The 22,711-nt window shown below is 63.9% G+C and carries 23 protein-coding genes; 16 read left to right on the forward strand and 7 right to left on the reverse strand.

The annotated features are described in order from the left end of the window. Positions 1–768, forward strand: a complete 768-nt coding sequence (locus J4P02_RS05630; RefSeq protein WP_426188587.1) for a TerB family tellurite resistance protein — start codon at positions 1–3, stop codon at positions 766–768. 49 nt (positions 769–817) lie between these two features. Here J4P02_RS05630 and J4P02_RS05635 read toward each other — a convergent pair whose 3' ends face one another. Beyond that, positions 818–1,807 carry an alpha/beta hydrolase family protein gene (locus J4P02_RS05635; protein ID WP_426188588.1) on the reverse strand — a complete coding sequence of 330 codons (990 nt, stop codon included), beginning with the start codon at positions 1,805–1,807 and terminating at the stop codon, positions 818–820. A gap of 74 nt (positions 1,808–1,881) precedes the next feature. On the opposite strand from J4P02_RS05635, the gene J4P02_RS05640 reads away from it, so the two are divergent. From J4P02_RS05640 to J4P02_RS05705, 14 genes are all read left to right on the forward strand, one after another. Then, positions 1,882–4,281 (forward strand): PAS domain-containing sensor histidine kinase, encoded by a 2,400-nt coding sequence (locus J4P02_RS05640; RefSeq protein ID WP_426188589.1) that lies wholly within the window; start codon positions 1,882–1,884, stop codon positions 4,279–4,281. Between the two features lie 13 nt (positions 4,282–4,294). Continuing rightward, positions 4,295–4,924: a response regulator gene (locus J4P02_RS05645; RefSeq protein ID WP_426188590.1), complete on the forward strand. Its 630-nt coding sequence runs from the start codon at positions 4,295–4,297 to the stop codon at positions 4,922–4,924. A gap of 257 nt (positions 4,925–5,181) precedes the next feature. Next, positions 5,182–6,306 (forward strand): ABC transporter ATP-binding protein, encoded by a 1,125-nt coding sequence (locus J4P02_RS05650; protein WP_426188591.1) that lies wholly within the window; start codon positions 5,182–5,184, stop codon positions 6,304–6,306. Between the two features lie 43 nt (positions 6,307–6,349). Next, positions 6,350–7,411, forward strand: coding sequence for an ABC transporter substrate-binding protein (locus J4P02_RS05655; RefSeq protein ID WP_426188592.1), 1,062 nt, complete (start codon positions 6,350–6,352; stop codon positions 7,409–7,411). Positions 7,412–7,560: 149 nt separating this feature from the next. Next, on the forward strand, positions 7,561–8,808 hold the full coding sequence (locus tag J4P02_RS05660) for an ABC transporter permease (protein ID WP_426188593.1): 1,248 nt from the start codon (positions 7,561–7,563) through the stop codon (positions 8,806–8,808). Between the two features lie 13 nt (positions 8,809–8,821). Continuing rightward, complete coding sequence (locus J4P02_RS05665) at positions 8,822–9,646, forward strand: ABC transporter permease (protein ID WP_426188594.1); 825 nt, start codon at positions 8,822–8,824, stop codon at positions 9,644–9,646. A gap of 127 nt (positions 9,647–9,773) precedes the next feature. Next, on the forward strand, positions 9,774–10,922 hold the full coding sequence (locus J4P02_RS05670; RefSeq protein WP_426188595.1) for an iron-containing alcohol dehydrogenase: 1,149 nt from the start codon (positions 9,774–9,776) through the stop codon (positions 10,920–10,922). An 80-nt stretch (positions 10,923–11,002) separates the two neighbouring features. Continuing rightward, the gene (gene rpe / locus J4P02_RS05675) at positions 11,003–11,677 is read left to right on the forward strand and encodes a ribulose-phosphate 3-epimerase (protein ID WP_426188596.1); all 675 of its coding nucleotides are present in this window, start codon (positions 11,003–11,005) and stop codon (positions 11,675–11,677) included. Then, positions 11,674–12,492: a phosphoglycolate phosphatase gene (locus J4P02_RS05680; protein WP_426188597.1), complete on the forward strand. Its 819-nt coding sequence runs from the start codon at positions 11,674–11,676 to the stop codon at positions 12,490–12,492. The genes rpe and J4P02_RS05680 overlap by 4 nt, the downstream gene beginning before the upstream one ends. Before the next feature lie 72 nt (positions 12,493–12,564). Beyond that, positions 12,565–14,052 carry an anthranilate synthase component I gene (gene trpE / locus J4P02_RS05685; RefSeq protein ID WP_426188598.1) on the forward strand — a complete coding sequence of 496 codons (1,488 nt, stop codon included), beginning with the start codon at positions 12,565–12,567 and terminating at the stop codon, positions 14,050–14,052. A gap of 13 nt (positions 14,053–14,065) precedes the next feature. Then, on the forward strand, positions 14,066–14,659 hold the full coding sequence (locus tag J4P02_RS05690) for an aminodeoxychorismate/anthranilate synthase component II (protein ID WP_426188599.1): 594 nt from the start codon (positions 14,066–14,068) through the stop codon (positions 14,657–14,659). A gap of 9 nt (positions 14,660–14,668) precedes the next feature. After that, entirely contained in the window at positions 14,669–15,718 is a 1,050-nt protein-coding gene (gene trpD / locus J4P02_RS05695) for an anthranilate phosphoribosyltransferase (RefSeq protein WP_426188600.1), read from the forward strand. Continuing rightward, positions 15,715–16,551 (forward strand): indole-3-glycerol phosphate synthase TrpC, encoded by an 837-nt coding sequence (gene trpC, locus J4P02_RS05700; protein ID WP_426188601.1) that lies wholly within the window; start codon positions 15,715–15,717, stop codon positions 16,549–16,551. Before trpD ends, trpC begins: the two co-directional genes overlap by 4 nt. A gap of 66 nt (positions 16,552–16,617) precedes the next feature. Beyond that, complete coding sequence (locus J4P02_RS05705; protein ID WP_426188602.1) at positions 16,618–17,319, forward strand: lipoate--protein ligase family protein; 702 nt, start codon at positions 16,618–16,620, stop codon at positions 17,317–17,319. On the opposite strand, the gene crp is transcribed toward J4P02_RS05705, so the two are convergent. After that, positions 17,316–17,960 (reverse strand): cAMP-activated global transcriptional regulator CRP, encoded by a 645-nt coding sequence (gene crp / locus J4P02_RS05710; RefSeq protein WP_426188603.1) that lies wholly within the window; start codon positions 17,958–17,960, stop codon positions 17,316–17,318. The two genes, J4P02_RS05705 and crp, sit on opposite strands and share 4 nt — an antisense overlap. 237 nt (positions 17,961–18,197) lie before the next feature. Here crp and J4P02_RS05715 point away from each other — a divergent pair, with 237 nt between their 5' ends. Further along, positions 18,198–18,620: an OsmC family protein gene (locus J4P02_RS05715; RefSeq protein ID WP_031320630.1), complete on the forward strand. Its 423-nt coding sequence runs from the start codon at positions 18,198–18,200 to the stop codon at positions 18,618–18,620. A gap of 64 nt (positions 18,621–18,684) precedes the next feature. Here J4P02_RS05715 and coq7 read toward each other — a convergent pair whose 3' ends face one another. The 5 genes from coq7 to J4P02_RS05740 all read right to left on the reverse strand — a co-directional run bounded on the left by coq7 (position 18,685) and on the right by J4P02_RS05740 (position 22,702). Then, positions 18,685–19,332 (reverse strand): 2-polyprenyl-3-methyl-6-methoxy-1,4-benzoquinone monooxygenase, encoded by a 648-nt coding sequence (gene coq7, locus J4P02_RS05720; protein ID WP_426188604.1) that lies wholly within the window; start codon positions 19,330–19,332, stop codon positions 18,685–18,687. Between the two features lie 126 nt (positions 19,333–19,458). Continuing rightward, a complete protein-coding gene (locus J4P02_RS05725) occupies positions 19,459–19,797 on the reverse strand; it encodes a histidine triad nucleotide-binding protein (protein ID WP_426188605.1) in 339 nt (112 codons plus the stop codon). Positions 19,798–19,871: 74 nt separating this feature from the next. Further along, entirely contained in the window at positions 19,872–20,660 is a 789-nt protein-coding gene (locus J4P02_RS05730) for an SDR family NAD(P)-dependent oxidoreductase (protein WP_426188606.1), read from the reverse strand. Positions 20,661–20,714: 54 nt separating this feature from the next. Further along, on the reverse strand, positions 20,715–21,638 hold the full coding sequence (locus J4P02_RS05735; RefSeq protein WP_426188607.1) for a DUF805 domain-containing protein: 924 nt from the start codon (positions 21,636–21,638) through the stop codon (positions 20,715–20,717). A 95-nt stretch (positions 21,639–21,733) separates the two neighbouring features. Continuing rightward, positions 21,734–22,702 (reverse strand): NAD(P)H-dependent flavin oxidoreductase, encoded by a 969-nt coding sequence (locus J4P02_RS05740; RefSeq protein WP_426188608.1) that lies wholly within the window; start codon positions 22,700–22,702, stop codon positions 21,734–21,736. Positions 22,703–22,711 lie beyond the last annotated feature (9 nt).

Consider the following 22,711-nt stretch of genomic DNA (forward strand, 5'->3'; position numbering starts at 1 on the left):
ATGTGGTGGCCAGGGACTCTGATCGGAGCCGGAGCGGGCTTTGCCATAGCCAGCATTCCGGGGGCCATGCTCGGTGCGTTGCTGGGACAGGCGTTGGATCGCCGCCTGCAACTGCACAGTTGGGCACATGTACGCGAGCGTCTGGGTGGTCGCCCGGCGTTGCGCAACGATGAACTGCTGTTCGTGCTGCTGGGGCGGCTGGCGAAAAGCGATGGTCGGGTAGTGGCCGGGCATATCCAGCAGGCGCGCCAGGAAATGCGCTCGCTGGAGATGAGCGAAGTGGCGCAGCGCCGGGCCATCGCTGCCTTCAACCGGGGCAAGTCGGGCGATGATCGCCTGCGTGGCTATCTGCGGCGCTTGGGGGCCCAGCCGCATGCCGCGGAGGGTGTGCTGCGAGCCTGCTGGCGCATGGTCTGGGCCGATGGCCGGGTCGGTCCGGCGGAGCGCGAGCTGATCCAGCACTGGGGCAAGTGGCTGGGTTGGGACGCCGAGCAGATCCAGGCACTGGCCCAGGACTACGGTCCGGCGCGTCGGTCGCTGGCCGAGGCCCCATTGACCTATCAGGACGCCTTGCGTCTGTTGGGGGTGGCTGCCACCAGCGAGCCGGCGCAGATCAAGCGCGCCTATCGCCGCCTGCTCAGCCGGCATCACCCGGACAAGGTCGCCGGCAATGGCGCCAGTGATGATCAAGTGCGTGAGGCAACGGAGAAGACTCGGGAGCTGCACAGCGCTTATACGCTGATACGCCAGCGCCGGGACTTTCGCTGAAATTGCTCGGCAGGTGGTCGCCGCTCGCCAAGGGCGGCGACCCGGGGGCTCAGCTGTCGCTGTTCTGCGGGTTCAGCCAGCCGCGGACCCGGCGAAACAGCTGTTCCTGCTCGGCGGCATGGTTGCCGGGCAGGGCCTTGAGGGCGATCTGGCTGAAGTTCGAATGTTTCTGCCGTTTGCTGGCTTGCAGGCGTTCCAATGCGGCTTTCTGTGCTGCCGCTTTGTCGACGTAGTAGATATCCGCGGTTGCCAGCTTCAGGGTGGGTGTCAGTTCCGCCAGTTGCGGCTTGCCGTTGGCCGGAGCCTGGGCGGCGACCATCACCAGTTTCTGCACTTGGGACGGTTGTTTTTCGTCCACATAGCGCGCAGCCCAGTAGGCGCCGGTGCCGTGGCCCAGGAGGACGATGCTGCGGGCATTCTGCTGCTCGGCAAAGGCCAGGGCGGCATCGATTCGGCTGAAGATGCGCTCGGCATCGGCCTTGACCTGTTCTTCCGTGCTTTCGGCAACCACGCGGTCCGCCACTTCGGCCTCGCCGCCGGCGGCCTGTTCGATGGGCTTGGCCTCGGCGCTGGCGTCCTTGGCGGTATTGCTGGCGTCCTGGGGCACCGGCGCGGCCTCGACCACTCGCGCTCGAGCCGCTTCACTGAGCATGTCCGGCAGGCTCAGGCTCAGGCTGCCCCAGTCGGTGTCGGGCAGTTTGTTGCGCAACGGAGCTACTACTTGCGGCCAGTCGGCGCTTTCGCCAGCGCCCGGGAGGATAATCACCACGCCCTTGGGCGCGGCGGTATTGGCCGGTTTCCACAGGGCCAGGAAATTCTCGCCGCCGGCCTGCAACTGCTGTTGCTCCTGGGCGGGCAGTTGACGTTCCAGGGCGGCAGCGTCTTCCTGGCTGCGTTCAGGCAGGGGTTGGCGTGGCGCCGGTTGTTCCTCGGGGGTCTTGGTTTCTGCAGCCGGATCGGCGGCTTGTGCAGAAAAGGTCCAAGGCAGGATCAGCGACAGGCACAATGCAGGCAGTGCCGAACGGTGGACAAGGGGCATCGGATATTCCAGGCCAGAAGTGATTCCGGCAGCCTAATGGGTTGGTCAGTATTTGTCAGGGTGTGAGACTTCAGATGATGCGTTTTCGCTGCCTTCTGCTTATCGGCTGTCTGTGCCTTCCCTTGATAGGGCGGGCGGCGCCAGCGCCCCGGGTGCCGGCTGCGGTCTTGAGCCACGAGCAACGGCAATGGCTGGAGCAGCATTCGGAACTGCGGGTGGGGCTGGTGCTGCAAGCGCCGTTCGCCCAGTACGACCGACGCTTGCAGCGATTGTCCGGGGCCAATGTGGAGCTGATGCAACTGTTGGCCCAGGCGTTGAATATCGAGCTCAGCTGGCGCAACTTTCCTGATCAGGCGCAACTGGAGCGGGCGCTGCGCGAGGGAGAAGTGGACCTGGCCCCGGGGTTGACCCAGACCCCGGCCGGTTTGCGCCTGTGGCTGTTCAGCGACCCCTATATGCGCGTGCCGCAACTGGTGGTGGGCGAGCGCAAGGGCTCGGGGGCGGTGGAGCTGGAAAAGCTCGACGGCCAGGCGCGGGTTGCGGTGCGCATGCCCAGCGCAGTGGCCGACTACCTGCGCCAGACCTATCCCAATCTCAACCTGCAAGGGGTGCCCCTGGAGCGCCAGGCCTTGCAGTTGCTGCTGAGCCAGCAGGCCCGTTATGCGGTGGTGGACGAGGCCCAGCTCAGTCGGTTGTCGACCGAGACAGAGTTCGCCGGGCTGGCGGTGGTGGGGGATATCGGCCTGCCGCAGCTGCTGCGGGTGGCCACTCGTCGCGACTGGCCGGAGCTGGCCAGCGTTGTGGAAAGTGCCCTGCACGCGATTCCGGCCAAGGAGCTGGAGCAGCTTCATGGTCGCTGGCTGCAGCCCAAGTACCCGCGTCTCAGCGAATCTCCCGGGGCCTGGCAGAACCTCAGCCTGTTGCTGATCATTCTGCTGTTGGCCAGCCTGGCCGTCGTCTTTTGGCAACGCCGCCAGCAACGCGCTCTGGAGCAGCGGTTGCTGGCCGCGCGCGAAGACCTGGCCCTGCGCACCGCCAGCGAAGAGGCGCTGCGCCTGACCCAGTTCTCCATTGACCAGAGCACGGTGGGCATCCTCTGGGTCAACTGGGACAGCCACGTGCGCTACGCCAACCGGGCCGCCGAGGAGATGCTCGGTTACCCGGCGGGCGGGGTGATCGACCGGCCGCTGATCGATTTCGAACCCAACCTGCACATGGACCGCTGGCTCAACCTGTGGAAGCGCGCTCGGGCCAGCGAGGAGGGCGCGCAGAGCTTCGAGACCCACTGTGTGCGGGCCGATGGCAGCATTCTGCCGGCGGATGTGTCCCTGAGCTTCCTGCGCTTTCGCGACAGCGAGTACCTGGTGGTCTACCTCAACGATGTCACCGAGCGCCGCCGCGCCCTGGCGGCCCTGCGCGAGAGCGAGGCGCGCCTGCAAGGCATTGCCGCCAACGTGCCGGGCCTGGTGTTTCGCCTGGAGCGGGCGCCGGTCACCGGGCAGATCGACTTCGCCTATATCAGCGAGGGCAGCGAGAGCCTGGTGGGCTATGCGCCCGCGGTGCTCGCCCACCGCGACATGGGGCTGCGCAGCCTGGTGCACCCGGACGACAAGGCCAGTTACCACCAGACCCAGGACCAGGCCCTGGACACCGACAGCGACTGGTCCTGGCAGGGGCGCATCCTCACGCGCCAGGGCCAGCAGCGCTGGGCCGAGATCAAGGCCATCACCCGACGTCTGGATGACGGCGCCTTTGTCTGGGACGGCATCGTCTGGGACATTAGCGAGAGCAAGCGCATCGAGCTGGAACTGGCCAGTTCCCGCGAGCAGTTGCGTGAGTTGTCGGCGCACCTGGAAAGCGTGCGCGAAGAGGAGAAGGCGCGGATTGCCCGGGAAGTCCATGACGAGCTGGGGCAGATGCTCACCGTGCTCAAGCTGGAAACTTCCATGTGCGAACTGGCCTATGCCCAGCTCGACCCGGGCCTGCATGAGCGCCTGAACAGTATGAAGCGCCTGATCGCCCAGCTGTTCCAGCTGGTGCGGGACGTGGCCACGGCCCTGCGCCCGCCGATCCTCGACGCTGGCATCGCCTCGGCCATCGAGTGGCAGGCCCGGCGTTTCGAGGCGCGCACCCAGATCCCCTGCCTGGTGCAGGTGCCGGAACACTTGCCGCGTCTGAGCGACGCCAAGGCCATCGGCCTGTTCCGCATCCTCCAGGAGGCCCTGACCAATGTCATGCGTCATGCCCAGGCGCATACTGTGGAGCTGACCCTGGCCCTGGAGGCCGGGGCGTTGTGCATGAGCATCAGCGACGATGGCCTGGGCTTCGACACCGCTTCGGCGCGCCCGACCTCGTTCGGCCTGGTGGGCATGCGCGAGCGAGTGTTGATCATGGGCGGCCACCTGTCGCTGCACAGCGAGCCGGGAGAAGGCACCTGCCTGAGCGTGCGGGTGCCCCTGGACCCAGAACAATAACGAGGAGAAACCCGTGATCCGTGTACTGGTAGCCGAAGACCACACCATTGTCCGCGAGGGCATCAAGCAGCTGATCGGCCTGGCCAAGGACCTGACGGTGGTGGGCGAGGCAAGCAATGGCGAGCAACTGCTGGAAACCCTGCGCCAGGTGCCCTGCGAAGTGGTGCTGCTGGATATCTCCATGCCCGGGGTCAACGGCCTGGAGGCCATTCCGCGGATTCGCGCCCTGCACAACCCGCCGGCGATCCTGGTGCTGTCGATGCACGACGAGGCGCAGATGGCCGCCCGGGCGCTGAAGATTGGCGCCGCCGGCTACGCCACCAAGGACAGCGACCCGGCACTGCTGCTGACGGCGATTCGCAAGGTCGCCGGCGGCGGTCGCTACATCGACCCGGAACTGGCCGACCGCATGGTCTTCGAAGTCGGCCTGACCGATACCCGGCCCCTGCATTCGCTGCTTTCCGAGCGTGAGTTCTCGGTGTTCGAGCGCCTGGCCCAGGGCGCCAATGTCAACGATATCGCCCAGCAACTGGCCCTGAGCAGCAAGACCATCAGCACCCACAAGGCGCGCTTGATGCAAAAGCTCAACATCACCTCCCTGGCCGAGCTGGTGAAATACGCCATGGAGCACAAACTGCTCTGATCCACCCAGTGCCCGCTCCACAGCGGGGCAGGGCACATATCCATTTGCGACATACCCCCTCTCAGGCTTTTGCCATTTCTTGTCGCTTGCAGCTTGCTGCATGACCCTGCCCTTATCCATTCCCGCCATCCTTGTAGGGCAATCCCTACAAACAACCTTCCAGGGAGCTGAGGCGAATCTCTCCTGGCCCCCGATTTGCGCGCTCTGCGGGCTCCACTAGGCTTGATCCACAGCCGTCTAAAACAAAAGGTGCGGGTATGAGCGAGGTCGTTTCAAGTGCTGGGGCCAACGATGTTCTGGTCAGCTTTCGTGGTGTGCAGAAGAGCTACGACGGCGAGAACCTGATCGTCAAAGACCTCAACCTGGAAATTCGCAAAGGCGAGTTCCTCACCCTGCTGGGGCCATCCGGTTCCGGCAAGACCACCAGCCTGATGATGCTGGCCGGCTTCGAGACCCCGACTGCCGGCGAGATCCAGCTGGCCGGGCGCTCGATCAACAATGTGCCGCCACACAAGCGCGACATCGGCATGGTGTTCCAGAACTACGCCTTGTTCCCCCATATGACCGTGGCCGAGAACCTGGGCTTTCCGCTGTCGGTGCGGGGCCTCGGCAAGACCGACATCAGCGAACGGGTCAAGCGGGTGCTGAACATGGTCCAGCTCGACGCCTTCGCCCAGCGCTATCCGGCGCAACTGTCCGGCGGGCAGCAACAGCGGGTGGCCCTGGCCCGGGCCCTGGTGTTCGAGCCGCAACTGGTGCTGATGGACGAACCCCTGGGGGCGCTGGACAAGCAACTGCGTGAACACATGCAGATGGAGATCAAGCACCTGCACCAGCGTCTGGGCGTGACCGTGGTCTACGTGACCCACGACCAGGGCGAAGCCCTGACCATGTCCGACCGGGTGGCGGTGTTCCACCAGGGCGAGATCCAGCAGATCGCCCCGCCGCGCACTCTCTACGAAGAGCCGAAGAACACCTTCGTGGCCAACTTCATCGGCGAGAACAACCGCCTCAATGGCCGCCTGCACAGCCGCAATGGCGAGCGCTGCGTGGTGGAGCTGGGGCGTGGCGAGAAGGTCGAGGCGCTGGCGGTGAACGTCGGCCAGGTGGGTGGGCCGGTGACCTTGTCGATCCGCCCGGAGCGCGTGAGCCTCAACGGTTCCAGCGAGCGCTGCGCCAACCGCTTCTCCGGTCGGGTCGAGGAATTCATCTATCTGGGCGACCACGTCCGGGTGCGCCTGGAAGTCTGCGGCAAGAGCGACTTCTTCGTGAAACAGCCGATTGCCGAGCTCGATCCAGCGCTGGCGGTGGGCGACGTGGTCCCGCTTGGCTGGCAAGTCGAGCACGTTCGCGCGCTTGACCCGCTTCTAGAGGCGAATTGATCGCCCCCCTGCAACACCAACCTGCACGTGGAGAACACAATAAATGTTGAGATCCCTGAAATTCACCGCCCCCCTCAGCGCTGTCGCTGTGGCGTTGGGCATGCTGGGTGCGGCGCACGCCATGGCGGCGGGTCCGGACCTGACCGTGGTGTCCTTTGGCGGGGCGAACAAGGCGGCTCAGGTCAAGGCCTTCTATGCGCCGTGGGAAGCGGCGGGCAACGGCAAGATCATCGCCGGCGAGTACAACGGCGAGATGGCCAAGATCAAGGCCATGGTCGACACCAAGAGCGTGTCCTGGGACCTGGTGGAAGTGGAGTCCCCGGAACTGTCCCGTGGTTGTGACGAGGACATGTTCGAACAACTGGACCCGGCCCTGTTCGGCAAGGGCGAAGACTACGTCAAGGGTGCCATCCAGCCCTGCGGCGTGGGCTTCTTCGTCTGGTCCACGGTACTGGCCTACAACGCCGACAAGCTGAAGGCGCCACCGGGCAGTTGGGCCGATTTCTGGGACACCAAGAAATTCCCGGGCAAGCGCGGCCTGCGCAAGGGCGCCAAGTACACCCTGGAATTCGCCCTGATGGCCGACGGCGTCGCGCCCAAGGACGTGTACAAGGTACTGGCCGGTAAGGATGGCCAGGATCGCGCCTTCAAGAAACTCGATGAGCTCAAGCCGTATATCCAGTGGTGGGAAGCCGGCGCCCAGCCGCCCCAGTACCTGGCTTCTGGCGACGTGGTCATGAGCTCGGCCTACAACGGTCGGATCGCCGCAGTACAGAAGGAAAGCAACCTGAAAGTGGTGTGGAACGGCGGCATCTACGACTTCGATGCCTGGGCCATTCCCAAAGGCCTGGACAAGGCCCGTGCCGAAGCGGCGAAGAAATTCATCGCCTACTCGGTGCAGCCACAGCAACAGAAGACCTATTCGGAAAACATCGCCTACGGCCCGGCCAACACCCAGGCAGTGCCGCTGCTGGCCAAGGACATCCTCAAGGATATGCCGACCACCCCGGAAAACATCGCCAACCAGGTGCAGATCGACGTCAGCTTCTGGGCTGACAACGGCGAGCAGCTGGAACAGCGCTTCAACGCCTGGGCAGCCAAGTAACCACCCCTGTCGTTGTCGTAGGAGCGAGCTTGCTCGCGAAGGCGCCACCAGCCGCACCACTGAATGTTGGCTGATGCGCCAGGCTCGCGGGCACGCCCGCTCCTGCCTCCGGTGGCTGGTATTCGAAAGATCGATTCGCGGAGTTTGTCATGAGCCTCACCGTTCCCCTGAACGCGGTTACAGGTCCGACCCTCAAGCAACGGCTGGCCCGTGCCGAGCGGGTCAACCGCTGGAAGGCCCAGGCGCTGATCGCGCCGCTGGTGCTGTTCCTGCTGCTGGTGTTCCTGGTGCCGATCGTGGCGCTGCTGTACAAGAGCGTCGGCAACCCGGAAGTGGTCGGCGGCATGCCGCGCACCGTGGCCGCCGTCAGCAGTTGGGACGGCCGCGGTCTGCCCGGCGAAGCGGCCTACAAGGCCCTGGGCGAAGACCTGGTTGACGCTCGCAAGAATCAGAGCCTGGGCGATCTGTCCAAGCGCTTGAACATGGAACTGGCCGGCTATCGCAGCCTGCTGACCAAGACTGCCCGCGCCTTGCCGTTCAAGGCCGAGCCCGAATCCTATAAAGAAGCCATGGAGAGCCTGGATGAGCGCTGGGGCGACCCGGCCTACTGGCAGGCGATCCGGCGCAACACCAGCAGCCTGACCCCTTACTATCTGCTGGCAGCGGTTGACCATCGCATCGACGACCTGGGCGAGCTGGCCCCGGCCACCCCGGACCAGTCCATCTACCTGGATATCTTTGCCCGTACCTTCTGGATGGGCCTGGTGATCACTGTCATCTGCCTGGCCCTGGCCTACCCCCTGGCGTACCTGCTGGCCAACCTGCCGGCGCGCAAGAGCAACCTGCTGATGATCCTGGTGCTGCTGCCGTTCTGGACCTCGATCCTGGTGCGGGTGGCGGCGTGGATCGTGCTGCTGCAGTCGGGAGGCCTGATCAACAGCGCGCTGTTGGCCATGGGGGTGATCGACAAGCCCCTGGAACTGGTGTTCAACCGCACCGGGGTCTACATCTCCATGGTGCATATCCTGCTGCCGTTCATGATTTTGCCGATCTACAGCGTGATGAAGGGCATTTCACCGACCTATATGCGTGCGGCGATTTCCCTGGGTTGCCATCCGTTCGCCAGCTTCTGGCGGGTGTATTTCCCGCAGACCTACGCCGGGGTTGGCGCCGGTTGCCTGCTGGTGTTCATCCTGGCCATCGGCTACTACATCACCCCGGCATTGCTGGGCAGCCCGAACGACCAGATGGTCAGCTACTTCGTCGCCTTCTACACCAACACCAGCATCAACTGGGGCATGGCCACGGCCCTGGGTGGCCTGCTGTTGCTGGCCACCGTGGTGCTGTACCTGATTTACAGCTGGCTGGTGGGCGCCAGTCGCCTGCGCCTGAGCTAAGGAGAGAAACGAAATGCTGAGCCCCTACATGTCGCCCGTCGAGCGGGTCTGGTTCTACAGCTTGCGGATTCTCTGCGGCCTGATCCTGTTGTTCCTGGTGTTGCCGGTGCTGGTGATCATCCCGTTGTCGTTCAACTCCGGCAGTTTCCTGGTGTACCCGCTGCAGGGCTTCTCGCTGCACTGGTACCAGGACTTCTTCGCCTCCGCCGAATGGATGCGCGCGCTGAAGAACAGCATCATCGTGGCCCCGGCCGCGACCTTGCTGGCCATGGTCTTCGGCACTCTGGCGGCCATCGGACTGACCCGCGGCGAGTTTCCCGGCAAGGCGCTGGTGATGGCCCTGGTGATTTCGCCCATGGTGGTGCCAGTGGTGATCATCGGCGTGGCCAGCTACCTGTTCTTCGCCCCGCTGGGCATGGGCAACAGCTTCTTCTCGCTGATCATCGTGCATGCGGTGCTCGGGGTGCCCTTCGTGATCATCACCGTGTCGGCGACCCTGCAGGGCTTCAACCACAATCTGGTACGGGCTGCCGCCAGCCTGGGTGCTTCGCCGCTGACCACCTTTCGCCGGGTGACCCTGCCGCTGATCGCTCCCGGGGTGATCAGCGGGGCGCTGTTCGCCTTCGCCACCTCGTTTGACGAAGTGGTGGTGACCCTGTTCCTCGCCGGCCCCGAGCAGGCGACCCTGCCCCGGCAGATGTTCAGCGGCATCCGCGAGAACCTCAGCCCGACTATCGCCGCCGCGGCCACGCTGCTGATCGCTTTCTCGGTGATCCTGCTGCTGACCCTGGAATGGCTGCGCGGGCGCAGCGAGAAACTGCGCACCGCCCAGGCCTGACCGCTTGTGCCTTCCGCTCCGTGCCCAGTGCGGCATGGGGCGGACATTTGTCTGCTGAATAGGCGACAACCAACAATCCACGACTACGCTTGTGCCGGCTCCCATCTCTATATAAGAGGCCGCGCACATGAGTATTTCCTCTTTCAAGATCGCCCATAAACTGCTCACCGGCAGTGGCGCCATCGAACAACTGGCCGCCGAACTGACCCGCCTGGATGTGGATAACCCGCTGATCGTCACCGACAGCGCCCTGCTCGAGTCGGGCACGGTGCAGCTGGCGCTGGCGCATCTGGGGGAGCGCGACTACGAGATCTTCGACCGGGTGCAGCCCGACCCGGAAATCGCCATTGTCGAAGACTGCATGCGCGCCTACCGTGAGGGCGGGCATGACGGGCTGATCGGCCTGGGGGGTGGCAGCGCCATCGATATCGCCAAGAGCGTGGCAGCCTATGCCGGCTATCACGGGGCCCTGGAGGATTTGTTCGGCGTCGACCAGGTGCCGCGCAAGGGCCCCCCGCTGATTGCCATTCCCACCACCGCCGGCACCGGTTCGGAGGTGACCAATGTGGCGATTCTTTCGGACAAGGTCGCGCAATTGAAGAAGGGCATCGTCAGCGACTACCTGCTGCCGGATGTGGCCCTGGTCAGCCCGCAGATGACCCTGACCTGCCCGCGCAGCGTGACCGCCGCCAGTGGCGTCGATGCCCTGGTGCATGCGGTGGAGTCCTACCTGTCGCTGAATGCCTCGGCCATCACCGATTCGCTGGCCATTGGCGCCATCAAGCTGATTGTCCGGGCCTTGCCCAAGGCCTTCGCCAACCCGGCCGACCTGCAGGCCAGGGAAGACATGGCCACCGCCAGCCTGATGGCCGGCATGGCTTTCGGCAACGCTGGGGTCGGCGCGGTGCATGCCTTGGCCTACCCCCTGGGCGGGCGTTTTCATGTCTCCCATGGCGTCAGCAATGCCCTGTTGCTGCCCTATGTCATGACCTGGAACAAGATGGCCTGCGTCGAGCGTATGCAGGATATCGCCGAAGCCATGGGGCTGCGCACTCGCGATTTGAGTGCCAGTGAAGCCGCCGACCGGGCGGTGGAAGCCATGGCCGCCTTGTGCGCCGCGGTGGAGATTCCCAGTGGCCTGCGCTGTTTCGGTGTGCCCGAGGAGGCGATCCCGGCCATGGCGCTCGAGGCTGCGGGTATCGAACGGCTGATGCACAACAACCCGCGCCGGCTGAGCCCCGCCGATATCGAGAAGATCTATCGCGCAGCCTACTGATCATCGCGCTTACGGTGTGCGCTCCAAAGCATGAGGTATACAATGCGCGCCATCGTGATTCCGCTCAAAAAAGGTGCGTCATGCAGCCCTTCGCTATTGCTCCGTCGATTCTCTCCGCCGACTTCGCCCGCCTGGGCGAAGAGGTGGACAACGTCCTGGCCGCCGGCGCCGATATCGTCCACTTCGATGTCATGGACAACCACTATGTGCCGAACCTGACCATCGGCCCTATGGTTTGCTCCGCACTGCGCAAGTACGGGATTACCGCACCTATCGATGCGCACCTGATGGTGACACCGGTGGATCGGATCATCGGCGACTTCATCGAGGCGGGCGCAACCTACATCACCTTCCACCCGGAAGCTTCGCTGCACATCGACCGTTCCCTGCAGATGATCCGCGAAGGCGGTTGCAAGGCCGGCCTGGTGTTCAACCCGGCGACCCCGCTGGACGTGCTCAAGTACGTGATGGACAAGGTCGACATGATTCTGCTGATGAGCGTCAACCCGGGTTTTGGCGGGCAGAAGTTCATTCCCGGTACCCTCGACAAGCTGCGTGAGGCGCGAGCCCTGATCGACGCCTCTGGCCGTGATATCCGCCTGGAGATCGACGGCGGGGTCAACGTCAACAATATTCGCGAGATCGCCGCTGCCGGCGCCGATACCTTCGTGGCCGGCTCGGCGATCTTCAATGCGCCGGATTACCGCGAAGTCATCGACAAGATGCGCGCCGAGCTGGCGCTGGCACGCTCATGAGTGCCTTTGAGCAGCTGTTCTCGGGGCGTCTGCCGCGGCTGGTGATGTTCGACCTGGATGGCACCCTGGTCGACTCGGTGCCGGACCTGGCGGCAGCCGTGGATGAGATGCTGCTCAAACTGGGGCGTCCGCCGGCGGGCCTGGAAGCGGTGCGCGAGTGGGTCGGCAACGGCGCGCAGATGCTGGTGCGCCGGGCCCTGGCCAACCATATCGAGGCCCAGGGCGTGGACGACGCCGAGGCGGAACGCGCCCTGGAGTTGTTCAATGCCGCCTATGAGGACAGCCACGCGCTGACGGTGGTCTATCCCGGCGCGCGGGAAACCCTCAAGTGGCTGCACAAGCAGGGCGTGGAAATGGCCCTAATCACCAACAAGCCCGAGCGTTTCGTCGCGCCCTTGCTGGACCAGATGAAGATCGGCCGCTACTTCCGCTGGATTATTGGTGGCGACACCCTGCCGCAGAAGAAGCCCGACCCGGCGGCGCTGTTCTTCGTGATGAAGATGGCCAGCGTGCCGGCCTCGCAGTCGCTGTTCGTCGGCGACTCGCGCAGCGACGTGCTGGCGGCCAAGGCGGCGGGGGTCAAGTGCGTGGCCCTGAGCTACGGCTACAACCATGGCCGGCCGATTGCCGAAGAGGCGCCTGCCCTGGTGATCGATGACTTGCGGGCGCTGATACCCGGTTGCTTAGAACCTGCCGCTGAGATAACGTTGCCCGACGCCGTTCCATCCCCTTCTGGAAACTCCATCGTGGTGGTCACTCGCAAACTCTGGATGAAAGTCATCAAGGCCTTGGCCCGCTGGCGTTGGCGCGCCTGATTTTTGTCTGGCCGGCTTCTGCCGGCACGTTTGCATACCTGACAGTAAGACCCTCAAGCCACGAGGCATCCCATGATTCGCGAAGAATTCCTGCGTTTGGCTGCAGCCGGTTACAACCGTATCCCGCTGGCCTGTGAAACCCTTGCCGACTTCGACACGCCGCTGTCGATCTACCTGAAACTGGCCGACCAGCCCAACTCCTATTTGCTGGAGTCGGTGCAGGGCGGCGAGAAATGGGGCCGTTACTCGATCATCGGCCTGCCCTGCCGCACCGTGCTGCGGGTACATGGCTACCAGGTCAGCGTGACCCATGACGGCGTGGAGATCGAAAATCACCAAGTGGCCGACCCGCTGGCTTTCGTCGAAGCGTTCAAGGCGCGCTACAACGTGCCGACCATCCCTGGCCTGCCGCGTTTCAACGGCGGCCTGGTGGGCTACTTCGGTTATGACTGCGTGCGTTATGTGGAGCCGCGCCTGGGGGCGTGCCCCAATCCCGACCCGGTGGGGGTGCCGGATATCCTGCTGATGGTGTCCGACGCCGTGGTGGTGTTCGACAACCTGGCGGGCAAGATGCACGCCATAGTGCTGGCCGACCCCAGCCAGGACAACGCCTTCGAGGCCGGGCAGGCGCGCCTGGAGCAATTGCTCGAGCAACTGCGCCAGCCGATCACCCCGCGTCCGGGGCTGGATTTCAGCAAGCAGCAGGCCGCCGATCCGCTGTTCCGCTCCAGCTTCACCCAGGGCGACTACGAGCGTGCCGTGGACACCATCAAGGAATACATCCTGGCCGGTGACTGCATGCAAGTGGTGCCGTCCCAGCGCATGTCCATCGATTTCTCGGCGGCGCCCATCGATCTGTACCGGGCGCTGCGTTGCTTCAACCCGACCCCTTACATGTACTTCTTCAACTTCGGCGATTTCCACGTGGTGGGCAGTTCGCCGGAAGTGCTGGTACGGGTCGAGGACAACCTGATCACCGTGCGCCCGATCGCCGGCACCCGGCCACGGGGCGCCACCGAGGAAGCCGACCTGGCCCTGGAACAGGACCTGCTGTCGGATGCCAAGGAAATTGCCGAACACCTGATGCTGATCGACCTGGGGCGCAACGATACCGGGCGGGTCTCGGAAATCGGCACGGTGAAGCTCACCGAGAAGATGGTCATCGAGCGTTATTCCAACGTGATGCACATCGTCTCCAACGTCACCGGCCAGCTCAAGGCCGGGTTGACGGCCATGGATGCGCTGCGGGCGATCCTGCCGGCGGGAACGCTGTCCGGTGCGCCGAAGATCCGTGCCATGGAAATCATCGATGAGCTGGAACCGGTCAAGCGTGGGGTCTACGGCGGCGCCGTGGGTTACTTCGCATGGAACGGCAACATGGATACCGCCATCGCCATCCGCACTGCGGTGATCAAGGACGGCGAGCTGCATGTGCAGGCCGGTGGCGGGATTGTCGCCGACTCGGTGCCGACCCTGGAGTGGGAAGAGACGCTGAACAAGCGTCGTGCAATGTTCCGTGCCGTGGCACTGGCTGAACAAACCCCCGCATCCAAGGCTTGAGGAGTTTTCCCTGATGTTGCTGATGATCGATAACTACGACTCCTTCACCTATAACGTGGTGCAGTACCTGGGCGAGCTGGGTGCCGAGGTCAAGGTGGTGCGCAACGACGAACTCACCGTGGCCCAGATCGAGGCGCTCAAGCCCGAGCGTATCGTGGTCTCGCCCGGTCCTTGCACCCCCACTGAAGCGGGCATTTCCATCGAGGCGATCATGCATTTCGCCGGCAAGCTGCCGATTCTCGGCGTGTGCCTGGGCCACCAGTCCATCGGCCAGGCCTTTGGCGGCCAGGTGGTGCGGGCCCGGCAAGTGATGCATGGCAAGACCAGCCCGGTGTTCCACCGTGACCTGGGGGTGTTCAGCGGCCTCAACCTGCCGCTGACCGTGACCCGCTACCACTCGCTGGTGGTCAAGCGCGAAACCTTGCCCGAGTGCCTGGAAGTGACCGCCTGGACCCAGCTGGAAGACGGCTCGGTCGACGAGATCATGGGCCTGCGCCACAAGACACTGAATATCGAAGGGGTGCAATTCCACCCCGAGTCTATCCTCACCGAGCAGGGCCACGAGCTGTTCGCCAACTTCCTCAAACAGAGCGGCGGCACGCGCTAAGGACTTTTCATGGATATCAAGACTGCCCTGAGCCGGATTGTCGGCCATCTGGACCTGAGCACCGATGAGATGCGCGATGTGATGCGCGAGATCATGACCGGCCAATGCACCGATGCGCAGATTGGCGCCTTCATGATGGCCATGCGCATGAAGAGCGAAAGCATCGACGAGATCGTCGGTGCCGTTTCGGTGATGCGCGAACTGGCGGACCAGGTCGAGCTGAAAACCCTGGACGGTGTGGTGGATGTGGTAGGTACCGGCGGTGACGGGGCCAATATCTTCAACGTGTCCACCGCCTCTTCCTTTGTCGTCGCTGCAGCCGGCTGCACTGTGGCCAAGCATGGCAACCGTGCGGTATCGGGCAAGAGTGGCAGCGCCGATCTGCTGGAGGCGGCGGGGATCTACCTGAACCTGACACCGGTCCAGGTGGCGCGCTGCATCGATAACGTCGGCATCGGCTTTATGTTCGCCCAGTCCCATCACGGCGCCATGAAGTACGCCGCCGGCCCGCGTCGCGATCTCGGTCTGCGCACCCTGTTCAATATGCTCGGCCCGCTTACGAATCCGGCCGGCGTCAAGCATCAGGTCGTGGGCGTATTCACCCAGGCGTTGTGCCGGCCTCTGGCCGAAGTCTTGCAGCGCCTGGGCAGCAAGCATGTGCTGGTGGTGCATTCCCAGGATGGCCTGGACGAATTCAGCCTGGCGGCACCGACCTTTGTCGCGGAACTGAAGAATGACCAGGTCACCGAGTATTGGGTACAGCCTGAAGACCTGGGCATGAAGAGCCAGAGTCTGTTCGGCCTGGTGGTGGAAAGCCCCGCGGCGTCCCTGGAACTGATCCGCGATGCCCTGGGGCGGCGCAAGACCGAGCATGGCCAGAAAGCCGCCGAGATGATTGTGCTCAATGCCGGTGCGGCGCTGTATGCCGCGGACCATGCCAGCAGCCTGAAAGAGGGCGTGGCCCTGGCTCACGACGCTTTGCACACCGGCCTGGCCCGGGAAAAGCTCGAGGAACTGGGTGCCTTTACCGCGGTGTTCAAGCAGGAGAATGAAGGATGAGTGTGCCGACAGTTCTGGAGAAGATCCTCGCCCGCAAGGTCGAGGAGGTTGCCGAGCGCAGCGCCCGCGTCAGCCTGGCCGAGCTGGAAACCCTGGCACGCGCCGCCGATGCACCACGGGGTTTCGCCAAGGCCCTGCAGGAACAGGTCAAGCTCAAGCAGCCGGCGGTGATCGCCGAGATCAAGAAGGCGTCGCCGAGCAAGGGCGTGATCCGCGAGAACTTCGTGCCAGCGGAGATCGCCAGGAGCTATGAGAAAGGCGGTGCCACTTGCTTGTCGGTGCTCACCGATATCGATTACTTCCAGGGTGCCGATGCCTACCTGCAGCAGGCCCGCGCGGCGTGCAAGCTGCCGGTGATTCGCAAGGACTTCATGATCGATCCGTATCAGATTGTCGAAGCCCGGGCCCTGGGCGCCGACTGCGTGCTGCTGATCGTCTCTGCGCTGGATGATGGGCGGATGGCCGAACTGGCAGCGGTGGCCAAGGGCGTAGGCCTGGATGTATTGGTGGAGGTGCACGACGGCGACGAGCTGGAGCGGGCGCTGAAGACCCTGGATACGCCGCTGGTAGGGATCAACAACCGTAACCTGCATACCTTCGACGTTGATCTGGAAACTACCCTCGACCTGTTGCCGCGGATTCCCCGCGACCGCCTGGTGATCACCGAGAGCGGCATTCTCAACCGTGCCGATGTCGAGCTGATGGAAATCAGCGATGTCTATTCGTTCCTGGTGGGCGAGGCGTTCATGCGTGCCGAAAGCCCGGGCAGCGAGTTGCAGCGCCTGTTCTTCCCGGAGCGTGGCGTGCCTGTCACGGGCTCGACCCTGGATTGAACCCCGAACCATGAACAAGCCGGCGTTGCCGGCTTTTTCATATCCACTGCAAAGGATTCCACTGCCATGACCCAACCCCTTGCCTTGACTGTCGAAGCCGGCCTGCAGGCCGAACAGGACCTGCTGGCGCTGGTTTGCAGCGGCGAGCAGGAGTTTGGTCTGTTGTTTTGGCAGCCCAGCGACCGGGCCTTGGTGATGCCGCGACGGCTGAGCCGCCTGCCGGGTTTCGAGCAGGCGTGCGTGGCATCGCAGGTCAATGGCTGGCCGGTGCTGTTGCGGGAAACCGGCGGCGAGCCGGTGCCGCAGTCGGCGGCTACGGTGAATATCGCCCTGGTCTATGCGCCGCCGCGTAGCGAAGGGGATCAGGGGCGCATCGAAACCGCCTATCTACGCCTGTGCCAGCCCATCTGCGACCTGCTCAGCGAGCTGGGCGGCACGCCGTCCCTGGGTGAGGTGGAGGGGGCTTTCTGCGACGGGCGTTTCAACGTCAATCTCAACGGCCGCAAGCTGGTCGGCACCGCCCAGCGCTGGCGCCAGAGCAAGGGTGGGCAGCGGCCGGTGGGCTTGGTGCACGGCGCCCTGTTGTTGGATAACGAGCGCGAATCCATGGTGGGGGCGGTCAATACCTTCAATCAGGCCTGTGGCCTGGAGCAGCGTTGCCGGGCCCAGAGTCATATCGCCCTGCATGAGGTCTTCGCCGCGCCGGATGCCCTGGCTCGACTGGACAGCCTCTATCGGCAGATGCTCGCGGGCTTCCTGCCGGGTTAGCGAGTGCCGAAGACCACCATGGTCTTGCCTTTGACATTGACCAGGTTGCGCTCTTCAAGGTCCTTGAGGACTCGGCCGACCATTTCCCGTGAGCAGCCGACGATGCGACCGATCTCCTGGCGGGTGATCTTGATCTGCATGCCGTCGGGGTGAGTCATGGCGTCCGGCTGCTTGCACAGTTCCAGCAGGCAGCGGGCGACCCGCCCGGTGACGTCGAAGAAAGCCAGGTCGCCGACCTTGCGTGTGGTGTTGCGCAGGCGCTGGGCAATCTGCCCGCTGAGCACGTAGAGAATGTCCGGGTCTTGCTGCGACAGTTCGCGGAACTTGCCATAGCTGATCTCGGCGACCTCGCATTCGATTTTGGCCCGCACCCAGGCACTGCGCTGCTGTTCGTGCCCGGCCTCTTCGAACAGGCCCAGTTCGCCGAAGAAGTCCCCGGCATTGAGGTAGGCAATGATCATTTCCCGGCCGTCATCGTCCTCGATGAGGATGGTCACCGAGCCCTTGATGATGAAGAACAGGCTGTCGGCCGCATCACCGGCACAGATGATGTTGCTTTTGGCCTGGTACCGGCGGCGTTGACAGTGCATCAGCAACTTGTCGAGGTTCTTGATCTTGGGGGTAGGGGCAACAGCAACCATGGTTGTATCCCGGAAAGACTGCACGGTCTGAGGTGTTTTTTTTATCGGACTTGAAACGAGGACGTTGAACGCTGGCGATGCGCCAGCCATTTGGCGTCAGCTTAACAGACACATCCTTGGCAGAATTAAGATTTTTCTTGAGGGCAGCCAGGAATAGGGGACGAAAGGTCTATTCGCTGCCGAGACAAGTGCCTGTGCTAAGCTGGCGACCCTTTTTTTAGCAGTGGAGTCTTGGCGATGAAGGCACGCATCCAATGGGCTGGCGAAGCCATGTTCCTCGGTGAATCGGGCAGTGGCCACGTGGTGGTGATGGACGGCCCGCCGGAAGCCGGTGGGCGCAACCTGGGTGTGCGCCCGATGGAGATGCTGCTGCTTGGGGTGGGTGGTTGCAGCAACTTCGACGTGGTCAGCATCCTGAAGAAGTCGCGGCAGGCGGTCGAGAGCTGCGAAGCCTTCCTTGAGGCCGAGCGTGCCAGCGAGGACCCCAAGGTGTTCACCAAGATCCACCTGCATTTCGTGGTCAAGGGCCGGGGCTTGAAGGAAGCCCAGGTCAAGCGGGCAGTGGAGCTTTCCGCCGAGAAGTACTGCTCGGCGTCGATCATGCTCGGCGCGGCCGGCGTGGCCATCACTCACGATTACGAGATTGTCGAGCTGGGCTGAGCCGTTGCGGGTTGGGTAATGAGAAAGGGCGCCTGAGGGCGCCCTTTTTTGTGCTCGACTGGGGTCAGATCCGGTAGGTGCTTTTGGTCATGACCTTGGCCAGCAGGCTCATGCCGAACTTCACCGGCGCCGGGAAGCGGAAACCACCGGCTTCGAGAGCGGTTTCGGCGTGGTGTTCTTCGTCGATGCGCATCTGTTCGAGAATCGCCCGGGATTTTTCATCTTCGGCCGGCAGCTGTTCCAGATGATCGTTCAGGTGCTTGCAGACCTGATCCTCGGTGGCGGCGACGAAACCCAGGCTGACCTTGTCGCTGATCAGCCCGGCCGCGGCACCGATACCGAAGGACAAGCCATAGAACAGGGGATTGAGCACGCTGGGGCGGCTGCCCAGCTGGCGGATGCGCTGTTCGCACCAGACCAGATGGTCGATTTCTTCCTCGGCGGCATGTTCCATGGCCTCACGTATCTGGGGCAGCTTGGCGGTCAGCGCCTGGCCCTGGTACAGCGCCTGGGCGCAGACTTCCCCGGTGTGGTTGATGCGCATCAGCCCGGCCACGTGCCGGGTGTCCTCGTCACTCAGCTGCGCTTCGGGCTGCACTATGGCCGGCGAGGGGCGATAGGGTTGGCCGCTGAAGGGCAGCAGCGTGCGCATGGCCATGTCGGCTTGCAGCAGCAGGCGGTCAATCGGCGAGTAGTGACGTTGGCTGGACATGCTTATCTCCGGGAAAAATCTCGGCGGTCAGTTTACTCCAATCGATGGGGCGAAAACTGCGCTGGATCAGCGCACCCTCGCCTCATGAAGGGGCAAGAGGGCGCTGTGTGGGGTGGGGGCGGTCGATCAGCCCGGCGGCCAGTTCATCTGGCGCTGACCCAGTACGTGCATATGAATGTGATAGACGGTCTGGCCGCCCAGTTCATTGCAGTTCATCACCACGCGGAAGCCGTCTTCGCAGCCCTGTTCCTTGGCCAGGCGCTGGGCGGTGAACAGAATGTGTCCGGCCAGGGCCTTGTCGTCCTCGGTGAGGTCGTTGAGGGTGCGGATGGGCTTCTTCGGAATGACCAGGAAATGCACCGGCGCTTGCGGGGCAATATCGTGGAAGGCCAGTACCTGGTCGTCCTCGTAGATGATCCGCGCGGGGATTTCTCGGTTGATGATCTTGGTGAACAGAGTATCCACAGCTGTTTCTCCATCGGTTGGGTCGGGGCTGAGTGTACTCAGGCATGGCATGGGCGCCCAGCCCCGACAAGTGTCTAACGTGGGCAGTAGGCGCGATTCATGTAGCCGACGATCTTGCGTGTCAGCCAGCGCGAGCTCAGGCGGCTGCTGAAGGCCATCCAGCGGTTGAGGCGGCCGGGAATGATGATCGCGCGGTTCTTTTCCAGGGCGCGTACCGCGTACAGGGCGACTTCCTCGGGGCTCATCAGCAACTTGCTGTTCTGGAGCTTTTCGCTGTCCATCTGTGCGGTGCGATAGAAGGCGGTACGGGTCGGGCCGGGGCAGAGCACGGAAACTTTGACCGCGCATTTTTTCAGCTCTTCACGCAGGCCTTCGGAGAAATGCAGGACATAGGCCTTGCTGGCGTAGTAGCTGCTCATCCAGGGCCCCGGATAGAAGCCCGCTAGCGAGGCGACGTTGAGGATCTGCCCACCGCCGAGCAGCGCCATGCTGTTGCCCAGGGCATGGCAGAGGCGGGTAAGGGCGAGGATGTTGACCTCGATCAGATCCTGTTCGGTCATCCAGTCCTGGGCCAGGAAGGGGCCGCTGGTGCCCATGCCGGCACAGTTGACCAGCAGGTCGATCTGCCGTTCGCCTTCCTCCAGCTCCAGGAGGAAGCCGGAAAGACGCAGGGGCTCGCCCAGGTCGCAGGCGCGAAACAGTACTTCGACGCCGAAGCGCTGGGTCAGCTCGAGGGCGATGACTTCCAGCTGGTCGCGCTGGCGGGCCACCAGGATCAGGTTGCGCCCACGCCGGGCCAGGGCTTCGGCCAAGGCCAGGCCGATGCCGCTGGAAGCGCCGGTGATCAGAGCGTAACGGGTCATGCATTTCTCCATCGCAGCGGCCTGCGACGGCAGGGGTCGCAGGCTCGGGCGGGTTTATTCTTGCTCGGTCTCAGTCTCTTCCGCGGGGGCGGCAGCCTCGGCCGGCTCTGCAGCGTCATCGGCATTGTTGGAATCGTAAGTCTCGCTGTAGCTGGTTTCGCTGTAGCGATCTTCCAGGGAGCTGAGGCCACCGGCCACCATGCCGACGATGAGCAGGACCAGCAGCGCCACCCACATCCACGCCAGGGTCTTGACCGCGGTGGTGTTGGGCGGTGGTGGCGCGCCGTAGCGGTTGGCCACGTTGCTGCCGGGGCTGACCATCAGCACCAGCGGGAAGATGCTGCCGACGATGGGCACGAAGTTCAGCAGCCACAGCCAGCCGGACCAGCCCAGGTCGTGCAGGCGCTGCACGCTGATCTGGATGCTGACCACCAGGAAAGCGATAAACGCGACGATGCCGCCGATGATGCCCAGGCCGGTCAGCAAGCTGGAATTCAACAGGGCTGCGGTCAGGATGCCGAAGAACGCGCCCACGCCGACCACTGCGAGCATGGCCACGGTCAGTACCAGGGTCCAGGCCAGGTAGCGCACGCGGCCGATGCGACCTTCGAAGCTGAAGACGTTGAGGGTGGCGTATTGCGGGATGGCATCACCAACCACTGACTGGGGTGGTGCATAAGGCGATTCGCTGGTGCTGGCGGGGCTGGGGGCTGGGCTGACTGCGTCCAGGTTCAGTTCCAGGCGCTGTTCGGCTTCGATACGGGCATCGACACCAGCCTCGGTCAGTGCCTGCAGGTAGCGCTGGGCGTCGGCCTGGGTCAGGTCGCGCTTGAGCTCCACCCGTTGGCCACTGAACAGGCGTTCCACGGCGGCGGTGTCGCTTTTGAACAGCTCGGCCAGGTTCAGTTGGGCGGTGGATTTTTCGACACCCGGCAGCAATGTGCCGTCGAAAACGATCTTGTAGCGGGTTTCGCTCATGGGGGCATCCCTGTCACTTGAAAAGAAGGCTTACACAATAGGCGCATAGTTTAAGGCCAGCGCCCCCCCGCTGGCCAAAAAACAATGAGAACGGGTTAACGCGGCCAGCGCTTGCTCAGCTGTGTGGAGCGCAATTGAGCGGCCTGGTACTCGCTGTCCAGGCGGGCGATCAGTTGATCGACGCTGGGCAGGTCGTCGATTTCGCCGACCCCTTGGCCGGCGGACCAGACGGTTTTCCAGGCCTTGGCTTCATCGCTGATGGGCTTGAGCTTGGCGCCGAAGTTGACCTCGCCCTTGCCTTGCAGGGCGGCCAGGTCGAAACCGGCATTCTCCAGGCTCTGGCGCATGAAGCTGGCAGGTACCCCGGAAACGGCTGCGGTGTGCACGATGTCGGCGGCGCGGGAGTTCAGCAGCATCTCTTTATAGGCGTCCGGGGCATGGCTTTCGCTGGTGCCGATAAAGCGTGTGCCCAGGTAGGCCAGGTCGGCGCCCAGCAACTGAGCGGCGAGAATCTCGTGGCCACGGTTCAGGCAACCGGCCAGTAGCAGGGTCTTGTCGAAGAACTGACGAATTTCAGCGATCAGGGAGAAGGGGCTCCAGGTGCCGGCGTGGCCGCCAGCACCGGCGGCGACTGCGATCAGCCCGTCGACTCCGGCTTCGGCGGCTTTCTCGGCATGGCGGCGGGTGGTGACGTCATGGAAGACCAGGCCGCCGTAGCTGTGCACGGCGTCCACCACTTCCTTGACCGCTCCCAGGCTGGTGATGACGATGGGCACCCGGTGTTCGATGCAGATCTGCAGGTCGGCCTGCAGGCGCGGGTTGCTGTTGTGCACGATCAGGTTCACGGCGTAGGGGGCAGGGTTCTCCAACTTGGCCAGGCCCGCCTCGATCTCCTCGAGCCAGGCCTTGAAGCCACTGCTTTCGCGCTGGTTGAGGGCCGGGAAGCTGCCGACCACGCCATTGCGACAGCAGGCCAGGACCAGCTCGGGATTGGAGATCAGGAACATCGGCGCAGCCACCAGGGGCAGGCGCAGACGTTGTTCGAGCAAAGCGGGCAGTGACATTGGAGTACC

The sequence above is a fragment of the Pseudomonas sp. NFXW11 genome, from assembly GCF_049887815.1.
Classification (GTDB): domain Bacteria; phylum Pseudomonadota; class Gammaproteobacteria; order Pseudomonadales; family Pseudomonadaceae; genus Aquipseudomonas.

Excerpts from the sequence above, each read along its gene's own strand:
- J4P02_RS05630 (WP_426188587.1), top strand. The coding sequence starts at position 1 with ATGTGGTGGCCAGGGACTCTGATCGGAGCCGGAGCGGGCTTTGCCATA.
- J4P02_RS05635 (WP_426188588.1), bottom strand. The coding sequence starts at position 1,807 with ATGCCCCTTGTCCACCGTTCGGCACTGCCTGCATTGTGCCTGTCGCTG.
- J4P02_RS05640 (WP_426188589.1), top strand. The coding sequence starts at position 1,882 with ATGATGCGTTTTCGCTGCCTTCTGCTTATCGGCTGTCTGTGCCTTCCC.
- J4P02_RS05650 (WP_426188591.1), top strand. The coding sequence starts at position 5,182 with ATGAGCGAGGTCGTTTCAAGTGCTGGGGCCAACGATGTTCTGGTCAGC.
- J4P02_RS05655 (WP_426188592.1), top strand. The coding sequence starts at position 6,350 with ATGTTGAGATCCCTGAAATTCACCGCCCCCCTCAGCGCTGTCGCTGTG.
- J4P02_RS05660 (WP_426188593.1), top strand. The coding sequence starts at position 7,561 with ATGAGCCTCACCGTTCCCCTGAACGCGGTTACAGGTCCGACCCTCAAG.
- J4P02_RS05665 (WP_426188594.1), top strand. The coding sequence starts at position 8,822 with ATGCTGAGCCCCTACATGTCGCCCGTCGAGCGGGTCTGGTTCTACAGC.
- J4P02_RS05670 (WP_426188595.1), top strand. The coding sequence starts at position 9,774 with ATGAGTATTTCCTCTTTCAAGATCGCCCATAAACTGCTCACCGGCAGT.
- rpe (WP_426188596.1), top strand. The coding sequence starts at position 11,003 with ATGCAGCCCTTCGCTATTGCTCCGTCGATTCTCTCCGCCGACTTCGCC.
- J4P02_RS05680 (WP_426188597.1), top strand. The coding sequence starts at position 11,674 with ATGAGTGCCTTTGAGCAGCTGTTCTCGGGGCGTCTGCCGCGGCTGGTG.
- trpE (WP_426188598.1), top strand. The coding sequence starts at position 12,565 with ATGATTCGCGAAGAATTCCTGCGTTTGGCTGCAGCCGGTTACAACCGT.
- J4P02_RS05690 (WP_426188599.1), top strand. The coding sequence starts at position 14,066 with ATGTTGCTGATGATCGATAACTACGACTCCTTCACCTATAACGTGGTG.
- trpD (WP_426188600.1), top strand. The coding sequence starts at position 14,669 with ATGGATATCAAGACTGCCCTGAGCCGGATTGTCGGCCATCTGGACCTG.
- trpC (WP_426188601.1), top strand. The coding sequence starts at position 15,715 with ATGAGTGTGCCGACAGTTCTGGAGAAGATCCTCGCCCGCAAGGTCGAG.
- J4P02_RS05705 (WP_426188602.1), top strand. The coding sequence starts at position 16,618 with ATGACCCAACCCCTTGCCTTGACTGTCGAAGCCGGCCTGCAGGCCGAA.
- crp (WP_426188603.1), bottom strand. The coding sequence starts at position 17,960 with ATGGTTGCTGTTGCCCCTACCCCCAAGATCAAGAACCTCGACAAGTTG.
- J4P02_RS05715 (WP_031320630.1), top strand. The coding sequence starts at position 18,198 with ATGAAGGCACGCATCCAATGGGCTGGCGAAGCCATGTTCCTCGGTGAA.
- coq7 (WP_426188604.1), bottom strand. The coding sequence starts at position 19,332 with ATGTCCAGCCAACGTCACTACTCGCCGATTGACCGCCTGCTGCTGCAA.
- J4P02_RS05730 (WP_426188606.1), bottom strand. The coding sequence starts at position 20,660 with ATGACCCGTTACGCTCTGATCACCGGCGCTTCCAGCGGCATCGGCCTG.
- J4P02_RS05735 (WP_426188607.1), bottom strand. The coding sequence starts at position 21,638 with ATGAGCGAAACCCGCTACAAGATCGTTTTCGACGGCACATTGCTGCCG.
- J4P02_RS05740 (WP_426188608.1), bottom strand. The coding sequence starts at position 22,702 with ATGTCACTGCCCGCTTTGCTCGAACAACGTCTGCGCCTGCCCCTGGTG.